At 65.6% G+C, this 9670-nt stretch carries 9 protein-coding genes and 1 tRNA gene; 1 reads left to right on the top strand and 9 read right to left on the bottom strand.

All coding sequences use genetic code 11. The features are described from left to right. Window positions 1-124 precede the first annotated feature (124 nt). The 4 genes from DQ229_RS04435 to DQ229_RS04420 form a co-directional block, all read right to left on the bottom strand. Window positions 125-199, bottom strand: a tRNA-Gln gene (locus tag DQ229_RS04435). Window positions 200-308: 109 nt separating this feature from the next. Next, window positions 309-2051: a KpsE/RkpR family capsule polysaccharide export protein gene (locus tag DQ229_RS04430; protein ID WP_114965071.1), complete on the bottom strand. Its 1743-nt coding sequence runs from the start codon at window positions 2049-2051 to the stop codon at window positions 309-311. After that, window positions 2029-2688, bottom strand: a complete 660-nt coding sequence (locus DQ229_RS04425) for an ABC transporter ATP-binding protein (RefSeq protein ID WP_114965070.1) — start codon at window positions 2686-2688, stop codon at window positions 2029-2031. Before DQ229_RS04425 ends, DQ229_RS04430 begins: the two co-directional genes overlap by 23 nt. A gap of 176 nt (window positions 2689-2864) precedes the next feature. Then, entirely contained in the window at window positions 2865-3677 is an 813-nt protein-coding gene (locus DQ229_RS04420; RefSeq protein ID WP_114965075.1) for a glutamate racemase, read from the bottom strand. Window positions 3678-3947: 270 nt separating this feature from the next. Here DQ229_RS04420 and DQ229_RS04415 point away from each other — a divergent pair, with 270 nt between their 5' ends. Further along, window positions 3948-4856, top strand: a complete 909-nt coding sequence (locus tag DQ229_RS04415; protein WP_114965069.1) for a LysR family transcriptional regulator — start codon at window positions 3948-3950, stop codon at window positions 4854-4856. Between the two features lie 401 nt (window positions 4857-5257). Here the strand turns inward: DQ229_RS04415 and grxD are convergent, their stop codons facing one another. The 5 genes from grxD to gap all read right to left on the bottom strand — a co-directional run bounded on the left by grxD (window position 5258) and on the right by gap (window position 9430). Continuing rightward, on the bottom strand, window positions 5258-5623 hold the full coding sequence (gene grxD, locus DQ229_RS04410; RefSeq protein WP_114965068.1) for a Grx4 family monothiol glutaredoxin: 366 nt from the start codon (window positions 5621-5623) through the stop codon (window positions 5258-5260). Window positions 5624-5631: 8 nt separating this feature from the next. Then, on the bottom strand, window positions 5632-5874 hold the full coding sequence (locus tag DQ229_RS04405) for a BolA/IbaG family iron-sulfur metabolism protein (protein WP_114965067.1): 243 nt from the start codon (window positions 5872-5874) through the stop codon (window positions 5632-5634). Between the two features lie 78 nt (window positions 5875-5952). Continuing rightward, the gene (gene purL, locus DQ229_RS04400) at window positions 5953-8130 is read right to left on the bottom strand and encodes a phosphoribosylformylglycinamidine synthase subunit PurL (protein WP_114965066.1); all 2178 of its coding nucleotides are present in this window, start codon (window positions 8128-8130) and stop codon (window positions 5953-5955) included. A 125-nt stretch (window positions 8131-8255) separates the two neighbouring features. Continuing rightward, complete coding sequence (locus DQ229_RS16230; RefSeq protein WP_155326440.1) at window positions 8256-8399, bottom strand: hypothetical protein; 144 nt, start codon at window positions 8397-8399, stop codon at window positions 8256-8258. A 26-nt stretch (window positions 8400-8425) separates the two neighbouring features. Next, a complete protein-coding gene (gene gap, locus DQ229_RS04395) occupies window positions 8426-9430 on the bottom strand; it encodes a type I glyceraldehyde-3-phosphate dehydrogenase (protein ID WP_114965065.1) in 1005 nt (334 codons plus the stop codon). Window positions 9431-9670 lie beyond the last annotated feature (240 nt).

Raw genomic sequence — 9670 nt, 5'->3', positions numbered from 1 at the left:
CTGTGAGCTTGTCCCGCCCCGACGCAACGTCGCTCTACCCGGTCCACCCGGGTGGGGCACTTCGCGGGGCACTTCCGGTCTACCGGCTGCCCGCTCGCCGTTCCATTCCTGGCCCGGAAATCGTTGGCTGGGGTGGTAGGATTCGAACCTACGGTACACGGTACCAAAAACCGCTGCCTTACCACTTGGCTACACCCCAACTGCGGTGGTGTTTACTCAAGCCGCCGGGGGGCCGCAACCCAAAAATCCGAAGATTCCGCCAGCGCGCGGGCGGCTGGCGGCGGGGTGCGGGGCGGGGCTTGCGGGGCTCAGGCCGAGACCTGTTCGCGCAGGATAGAGGCCGTCATCGCCAGCATCAGGTACACGCCCGCAAAGATCAGAAAGGCCAGCGCGGTGTTCTCGAAGGCGCGCGGGTGGCTTGCCTCGTCGGGGGTCACCGGGGCCACCCCCAGCGACAGGTAGCGCACCTGGCGGTTGGCCTCGATCCGCGCGGCCTCGAGCTGCTGCAGCGCCTGCGCCAGCATCATCTGCCGGGTCTGCACATCGGCCTCGGCGCTGATCAGCTCGCTCGAGATGCGCGCCAGCGACAGCCCCTCGCCGTTGGTCTGGGTCAGGCGGGCACGCAGGTTGTCGATCTGCGCCTCCATATTGGCGATGCGGCGCTCCAGCGGCTCCACCCGGGCGCGATTCGGGCTGGGATTGGCCATCATCTCCTGCAGGTTCAGCCGCTCGCGGGTGAGTTCGGTTTCCAGGTTGGTGATCTGGGTGGTCAGCAGGCTGACCTCCACATCGCTCGACAGCACGCTGTAGCGCTCCTGCAACTCGACCACGCGCTCCTGCGCGGCCTGCATCCGCGCCTCGGCCTCTTCATAGCTCTCGCGCGCCCCGCTCATCTGGTCGGCGCGCAGCCGCTGGGTCAACCGGTCCACCTGTTCCTCGGCATAGGACAGGAGCGCGCGCGAAAAGGCGGTGCTGGTTTCGGGGTCGGTGGCGCGGACCTCCATGCGGATGATGCCCTCGCTGGGGTCATAGCCGATGCGCACCATCTTCTGATACAGGCGATAGGCGGCCTCGAGCGTCGCGTCCGGCGCAAGCCGCAGCAGCGGGTCGAGCTCGGGCTGGCTGAAATGCGCGCGAAAACCCAGGTCAGAGTCGAGCCGGCGCATCGCATCGCGCGATTGCAGATAGGATTGCACTGTCACCGAATCCTGCGAGGTGGCCAGCGCCGTGCCCGAGAACATGCCCGCAAGCCCCCCGGCTGCCGGGTTCGGGCTGTCGGCCTGCTGGATCACGAATTCCGATTGCGTAGTGTAAAGTGGGGTCGCCATCACCGCGTAGTAATAGGCCGCCAGCAGCGTGGGCAGCACCACGAAAACACAAAGCCGCGCGGCCAGCAGCATCAGCCGCCGCCGGCGCCGCCGCACGATGTCGCGCTGGATGCGCTGCACTTCGGTTGCGCCGCCGGTTTCGGGCAGTGACACCCCCGCCGCTGCGGCCGGGGTCGGAGGCTCCTGATAGGTTTGCGGCAGATTTGGCGTGGCGCCGCGCCTTGCCGGCAGCGCGCCCCCGCCCTGCCCGTTGCCGGCACCCGAGCCATCCTCGCGGCGCCCACCTTGACCGGTGCCCTGCGCGGCCCCCTGTCCCGCGCTGCGGGCCTTGTTCTCGGAGCGGACCAGATCGAGGATGGTCGCGCGCTTGAAGGGGTCAATCCCGCGGCGGCGCAACTGCACCACCGCATCCGTGTCGGAACTGGCGGCGATGCCGTTCTTTTCGGCAATGCGGCGCGCCATGCGCAGCTGCCGCCCGGTCAGCCCTTCGGCGCGCACCGCCGAGATTTCATCCGCCGTGGCGGTGGTGCTGCCCTTGTCCGCGCCCTGCTGTCCGGCACTGGCCGCTGCCGTGGGAAAGGGAGCGTCGCCGAATCCGTCTTCCTGCGCGGGTGGCGCGGCGCCCGTTGCCGCGCCCGCGGCGTTGGCGGCCCCTGCAACCGGTGCCGCGGCCTGGCCGCCGGGGCGGATGCGGAAACGCTTAATTCTGGGTTTCGTAGTCATAAAGTCGTTTTGCTTCCTCAAGACTGTCGAACACGTGGAGCCTTCCGTCGCGCATCACCGCCGCGCTGCGGCAGAACTTCTCAAGCGTGGAGGCCTGATGCGACACCACAACCACCGTGGCGCGCGCCAGCCTCTCGCGCAGGATCGTCCCGGCCTTGCGGTTGAACGCCACATCGGTGGTGGCGGGCATCCCCTCGTCGATCAGGTATATATCGAATTCCAGCGCCAGCATCAGCGCAAATGAAAACCGCGCGCGCATTCCCTGGCTGTAGGTGCCCACCGGCATGTCGAAATATTCACCGATGTCGCACAGCCAGCGGCAGAAGGCCTCCACGTAATCGGGGTCGAGCCGGTAGATCTGCGCGATGTAGCGCGCATTCTCGGTGCCGGTGTGCTTGTTGATGACCCCGCCCATGAAGCCCAGCGGGAACGAGATGCGGCAGCCGCGCACGATTTCGCCCTCGTCAGGTTTTTCCAGACCTGCCATCATGTTGATCACGGTGGTCTTGCCGGTGCCGTTGGGCGCGAGTATCCCCAGCGAATTGCCCAGCTCCACCCGAAACGACGCGCGGTCAAGGATGACCTTGCGCTGCTTGCCCGTCCAGAAGGACTTGCTGACGTTCCTGAATTCGAGCATCGCCTTGCTGCCTGCCTCTGATGACTGCACCCTGCCAACTGTGCCCTGCTGGCGGGGCCCTCGTGACCGGCATGGTCCTAGACCCGCAGTTGGGCCACATTATGACGGCAAAAGGGAAGCCCCGGCAACGCCCTGGCCCTGCTGCACACGCGAAGGTGTAGCGCGTGCAGCCCGGCTCACGCGGCCCTGAACCGGATGCCCCGGCGCATGAACTGCGTGGCGCGGGCCGATACCGCCTGCGGATCACCCGTGGTCAGGAACCCCGAGGCCACCCCCGGCCCCAGCATGTCGGGATGGCGGCCCAGGTAATCGGCCAGGCTGGCCGCCACGAGGCTGGGCTGCGAATAGACCGCCACATCGGGGCCGAGGGCGACGCGGAAGGCCTCTTCCATCAGCGGGTAATGGGTGCAGCCCAGCACTGCCGCCTCGGGGCGCGGCATCCGGCGCTTGAGCGCCTCGACATGGCTTTGCACCAGCGCCTCGGCCAGGATCATGTCGCCCTGTTCGATCGCATCGACCAGACCGCCGCAGGGCTGCGCCTCGACATCGACACCGATCGCGCGAAACGCCAGCTCGCGCTGGAAGGCCCGGCTGGACACCGTGGTGGGCGTGGCAAACAGCGCCACATGCTTGACCGCGACCTCGCGCGGGGGCGAGTTGTCGCCCCATTGCCGTTCGGTCAGTGCCTCGATCAGCGGCACGAAGACGCCCAGCACCCGCTTGCCCTCGGGCACCCAGGTTTCCTGCATCCGCCTGAGCGCGGCCGCCGAGGCCGTGTTGCACGCCAGGACCACCAGGTCGCAGCCCTCCTCCCACAGCCGTTCGACACCGGCACAGGTGAGGCGGAAGATGTCATCGGGGTCGCGCACGCCATAAGGCGCATGGGCGTTGTCGCCCAGATAGACGAAGGGCACATCCGGAAGGCGGCCCGCCACCGCACCCAGAACAGTCAACCCCCCAAGGCCAGAATCGAAAATTCCCACCGCCATTGCCGCCATCCTCAGCCACGGGCCGTTGCCCATTGTCGCCCCGTGATACGCCGCCCTTGCAGGGAAATCCATGCCTTGCTGCGGCTTCGCAGCCTGCCCGATCGCGCGGCATACATCACGCCTGGTGCCGGGAACTGCCGCAGGCACGCCACGCGCCCGCGCCAAATCCACGCAGACCGCGCTAATTTCCTTTCTCCAACGCATTGCAGGCATTAGACAGGCCGGCAAATCGCCACCTGCAATTGCCCGCAACAGGATGAGACCGACACCATGGATTGGGACAAGCTGAGAATCTTTCACGCCGTGGCCGACGCGGGCAGCCTGACCCATGCAGGCGATACGCTGAACCTGTCGCAATCGGCCGTCAGCCGGCAGATCCGGGCACTGGAGGAGTCGCTCAACACAAATCTCTTCCACCGTCACGCACGCGGGCTGATCCTGACCGAACAGGGTGAATTGCTGTTCGACGCGACCCGCGCGATGAACAAGCGGCTGGAAGCCGCCGCCGCCCGCATCCGCGACAGCGAAGACGAGGTTTTCGGCGAGTTGCGCGTGACCACGACCACCGGTTTCGGCACGCTCTGGCTGGCGCCGCGACTTTCGCATCTCTATGCGCAGTATCCCGACCTCAAGATCGACCTGATGCTGGAAGAGCGCGTGCTCGACCTGCCCATGCGCGAGGCCGATGTCGCCATCCGCATGAAGGAGCCCAGCCAGGCCGACCTGATCCGCAAGCGGCTGATGAGCGTGCGCATGCGGCTTTACGCCACTGAAGACTATCTCAAGAACATCGGTGTGCCCGAAACGCTGGACGATCTGGGCGGTCACCGGCTGATCTGCCAGAACGTCAATGCCGCGCAGGTCAGCGCGGGCGCGGTGCTCGTGCAGCTTCTGCTGGCGCGCGACGTGCGCTCGACCCTGACGGTGAACAACTATTTCGGGGTGTTGCAGGCGGTGCTGAGCAATCTCGGGATCGGGGTGCTGCCCGATTACCTGACCGAGGATTTCCCCGATCTCGTGCGGGTGCTGCCCGATGTGGAAAGCAACGAAGTGCCGGTGTTCCTGGCCTATCCCGAAGAATTGCGGCACTCGAAGCGGATTTCGGTTTTTCGCGACTTCGTGCTCGAGGAAATCATGGCATATCGCCGCAATCGCCGGCAGGAGCGGATGCCCGGCTGAGAAATGCCACATTTCCGCCACCTGGCCGACACAACCTGAGGTATGTGTGCAACGCATGGCGGCTTTGACGCCAGCGAAGCCCCAAATAGCTTGCGCAAAAGCGCCCCGGCACCTAAATCAGGTGTCGAAGGCGGCGGCCAAGGTTGCTGTCTTTTACCTCCCTGTTGGACTTGGGCCGAGCTTTGCTCGGCCTTTTTTTTGGCGCCCATGCCGCGGTGCGGAAAATTTCTGCACATGCACAGCCTGCTGCGCATGTTTTCAGCGTCCGCAGGATTGTCGCGCGCGGTTTTCGCAAATGCCGCCGGATGCCATCACGCGCAACACGCTCTGAACAAAAGGCCCGAAATCTGCCGCGCAGATTTCGGGCCTTTTCAATTCGTCACATGCGCAACGCGCGGCAATCAGGCGTTGGCTTCGCGGATCTTGTCGGCGGCGGCCTTGTCGAAACTCACGCCCTTCTGCTCGAACAGCGTGTCCAGCTCGCCTGAAAGCGTCATCTCGGTAATGATGTCGCAGCCACCCACGAACTCGCCCTTGACGTAAAGCTGCGGGATGGTTGGCCAGTCAGAGAAATCCTTGATTCCCTGGCGCACCGCCTCATCGGCCAGAACATTCACATCGGCGTAGTCCACGCCCATGAAATTCAGCACCCCCGCCACGCGGCTGGAAAAGCCGCATTGCGGCATCGACTTGGTGCCTTTCATGAACAGCACGACATCGCTGCTGCTTACGGTCTGCCTGATCTGTTCCTGAACATCGTCGGACATGGGCTGTGTTACTCCGGTGCCTTGGTGGTGAGGGCGAGCGCGTGCAGCTCGCCTTGGCTGCCATCCATCTTGCCCTTGAGGGCCGCATAGACAGCGCGTTGTTGCTGAACGCGGTTCATTCCGCGAAAGCTTTCGTCGATCACTTCGGCGGCATAGTGATTACCGTCGCCAGCGAGGTCGGTGATGGTGATCCTGGCCTCTGGAAAGGCCTCGCGCAGCAGATCCTCGATTTCCTGTGCCGCTATCGCCATGTCGCGCCGTTGCCTCCCGATGGTGGTCTCATGCAGGTCTGCCCTGCAAGGTAGTGCCGCGTTGCGGCCTTAGCAAGATCAGCCGAAAAGCCGCGCGAAGCTGCCTTTCCACAACGCGACCAGGTCGGCCATCCGCGCCTCGCTGCCTCCGGCGCGCAGTGTGTCGCCGCCAAACCGGCCGACAGTGGCGACAGGCACGCCGGCGCGTCCGGCCGCGATCATCAGCGCCTCGGCCTGGTCGAAACGGCAGGCGACCAGATAGCGCGCCTGGTCCTCGCCGAACAGGTGGCCGGTATCGCCGTCATCGAGGCTCACGCCGGTCTCACCCGCCGCGGCCATCTCGAAGGCCGCAAGGATCAGCCCGCCATCCGACAGATCGGTCGCCGCGGCGATCAGCGCGCGATTGGCGCGAAGGAACTCGCCATGCCGGCGCTCGGCCCCCAGATCGACGGGCGGCGCGTCGCCTTCCTCGCGGTTGAAGACCTCGGCCAGCAAGGCCGACTGACCCAGATGCCCGCGCGTCTCGCCGATGACCAGCGCCAGATGCCCCGCCTCGGGCGCGGCGGGGATCATCTGTTCAAGGTCGTCCAGCAGCCCCACCGCGCCGATGGTGGGCGTGGGCAGGATCGCCTGGCCGTCGGTTTCGTTGTAAAGGCTCACATTGCCCGACACGATCGGCATGTCGAGCGCCTCGCAAGCCGCGCCGATCCCCTGGATCGCGCCGACAAGCTGGCCCATGATCTCGGGCTTTTCCGGGTTGCCGAAATTGAGGTTGTCGGTGGCCGCCAGGGGCCGCGCCCCCACCGCCGAAAGGTTGCGGAACGCCTCCGCCACCGCCTGCTTGCCTCCCTCGACCGGGTTGGCGCGCACATAGCGCGGCGTCACGTCCGATGTGAAGGCCAGCGCCTTGCCGGTGCCATGCACCCGCACTATCCCCGCGCCCTGCCCCGGCGCACGCACCGTATCGGCCAGCACGGTGTGGTCATACTGCTCCCAGACCCAGCCCTTGTGCGCGTAATTGGGGCTCCCAATCAGCGCCTTCAGCCCGTCGAGCGGGTCGATCTGCGGCACATCGGCCAGCGGCGCGGGGGTCGGACTCTCGACCCAGGGGCGGTCGTATTCGGGCGCCTCGGAAGACAGTTTTGACAACGGCAGGTCGGCCTTGACCGTGTTGCCGTGCAGCACCAGAAAGCGGTCCTCGGCGATGGTTTCACCCACCAGGGCGAAATCCAGATCCCATTTTTCGAAGATCGCCTTGGCTTCGGCCTCGCGCTCGGGGCGCAGCACCATGAGCATCCGCTCCTGGGATTCCGACAGCATCATCTCATAGGCGCTCATGCCGATTTCGCGGCAGGGCACGCGGTCAAGCTCCAGCCGGATGCCCAGCCCCCCCTTGTCGCCCATCTCCACTGCCGAGCAGGTCAGCCCGGCCGCGCCCATGTCCTGAATCGAGATCACCGCGCCCGACGCCATCAGCTCCAGACAGGCCTCCAGCAGGCGCTTTTCGGTGAACGGGTCGCCCACCTGCACGGTGGGGCGCTTTTCCTCGATCGTGTCGTCGAACTCGGCGCTGGCCATGGTCGCCCCGCCGACGCCATCGCGCCCGGTCTTGGCCCCGAGGTAAACCACCGGCATCCCCACGCCCGAGGCGGCGGAGTAGAAGATCTTGTCGGCATCGGCCAGCCCGGCGGCAAAGGCATTGACCAGGCAGTTGCCGTTATAGGCCGCGTGAAAGCGCACCTCGCCGCCCACATTGGGCACCCCGAAGGAATTGCCATAACCGCCGATCCCCTCGACCACCCCGCGCACCAGATGCGCCGTCTTGGGGTGCGCGACCTCGCCGAAGCTGAGCGCATTCATCGCCGCGATGGGACGCGCGCCCATGGTGAACACGTCGCGCAGGATGCCGCCCACGCCGGTGGCCGCGCCCTGATGGGGCTCAATGTAACTCGGGTGGTTGTGGCTCTCCATCTTGAAGATCACCGCCATCTTCTTTCCATCGGGGCCGTCACCGATATCGACCACGCCCGCGTTCTCGCCCGGGCCGCAGATCACCTGCGGGCCGTTGGTGGGCAAGGTGCGCAGCCATTTCTTCGAAGATTTGTAGGAACAATGTTCGTTCCACATGGCCGAGAAGATGCCCAGTTCGGTGAATGTGGGCGCGCGGCCTATGAGGTCGAGAATGCGCTGATACTCGTCGGGCTTGAGGCCGTGGGCCTCGATCAGTTCCTCGGTGATCTGCGGGTCTTGGGTCATGCGGGGCCTGCCGGTCTGTTTCGCCCCCCTCATATTGCAAGCCCGCCGGGGTTGGAAGGCCGCAATCGCCATCTCCGGCCAGCGCCCCCCGTTTCGCACAACCGGCCCTGCGCCCCGCGCGGACCTCAGCGCCAGAACGCCAGAAACTCGATCAGATCGACAAAACGGCGGCCAAGAAAGATGTGAATATCTCCGCCGAAAACCAGCAGGTCAGCAGCAAAAAGGCCCGCAATCGCCAGAACGATCCCGATTGCGATCGGATTGTTCATGCGCGACCTCTCCCGTCGCCCCGCGATCAGTGCAAGAGCCGCCCCATCGCATTGGCCACATCGGCCATGCGGCAGGAAAAGCCCCATTCGTTATCGTACCAGGCCAACACGCGCACGGTGCGCCCGCCCACCACCTTGGTCTGATCGGGGGCGAAGATCGACGAATAGGTCGTGTGGTTGAAATCGATCGAAACCTTCGGCTCCGGGTCGTAGGCCAGCACGGCCCCCATATGCCCGGCGGCGGCCTCGCGCATCACTTCGTTCACCTCCGCCACGCTCACGTCGCGGCTGGCCTCGAAGGTCAGGTCAACGGCGCTGACATTCGGCGTCGGCACCCGCATGGCGGTACCGTCGAGGCGCCCGGCCAGTTCCGGCAGCACCTCGCCCAGCGCCCGGGCCGCGCCCGTCGAGGTGGGAATCATCGCCATCGCCGCCGCGCGGGCGCGATAAAGATCGTCGTGTCGGCGGTCGAGCGTGGGCTGGTCACCCGTGTAGGAATGAATCGTCGTCATGATGCCGCGCTCGATGCCGATGGCGTCATTGAGCACCTTGGCCAGCGGCGCAAGACAGTTGGTGGTGCAGGACCCGTTCGACACGACGTGATGCTCCGGCGTCAGCAGCCGGTGGTTCACACCATAGACGATGGTTGCATCGGCATTCTTCGCCGGGGCCGAGATCAGCACCCGCCGCGCACCACGCTCCAGATGCACCGCGGCCTTGGCGCGGTCGTTGAACTTGCCGGTGCATTCCAGCACCACGTCGACACCATCCCAGTCCAGCTCTCGCGGGTCGTAAGTCGAGAAAACCTTGATCGGCCCGCGCCCCAGGTCCATCGTGTCTCCCTTGACGCGGATATCCCCCGCGAAACGGCCATGCACGCTGTCATATTTCAGCAGATGCGCATTGGTCTCGATCGGGCCGGTGGCGTTGATCTTGACCACCTCGACATCATTTCGCGCGCTCTCGGCGATATGCGCCAGCGTGCAGCGCCCGATCCGTCCGAACCCGTTGATGCCGATGGTGATGGTCATGTCCTGATCTCCGTCTTGGGCGTGCCGCCTGCGCGCACGCGGAAAACTTGTCGCGCATATACGCGCCCTGCCCGCCAGAAGGAAGGGAAAACCGGATATACCTCAGCATGTTAGCGCAAAACCTTCACTGTTAGCGCCAACGTGGCGCCAGCCCCCTCCGAATCGCCGCGCCGCCCCTCTCTCGCGCCCATTCTTCACTGTGAAAAAATATCCCTGCCGGAGGCATCCGCCGCCGGCAGG

It is taken from the genome of Alkalilacustris brevis, from assembly GCF_003350345.1.
Taxonomy (GTDB): domain Bacteria; phylum Pseudomonadota; class Alphaproteobacteria; order Rhodobacterales; family Rhodobacteraceae; genus Alkalilacustris; species Alkalilacustris brevis.
The sequence above is the reverse complement of the archived record's forward strand: the minus strand, read 5'-3'. Positions and strand labels throughout refer to the sequence as shown.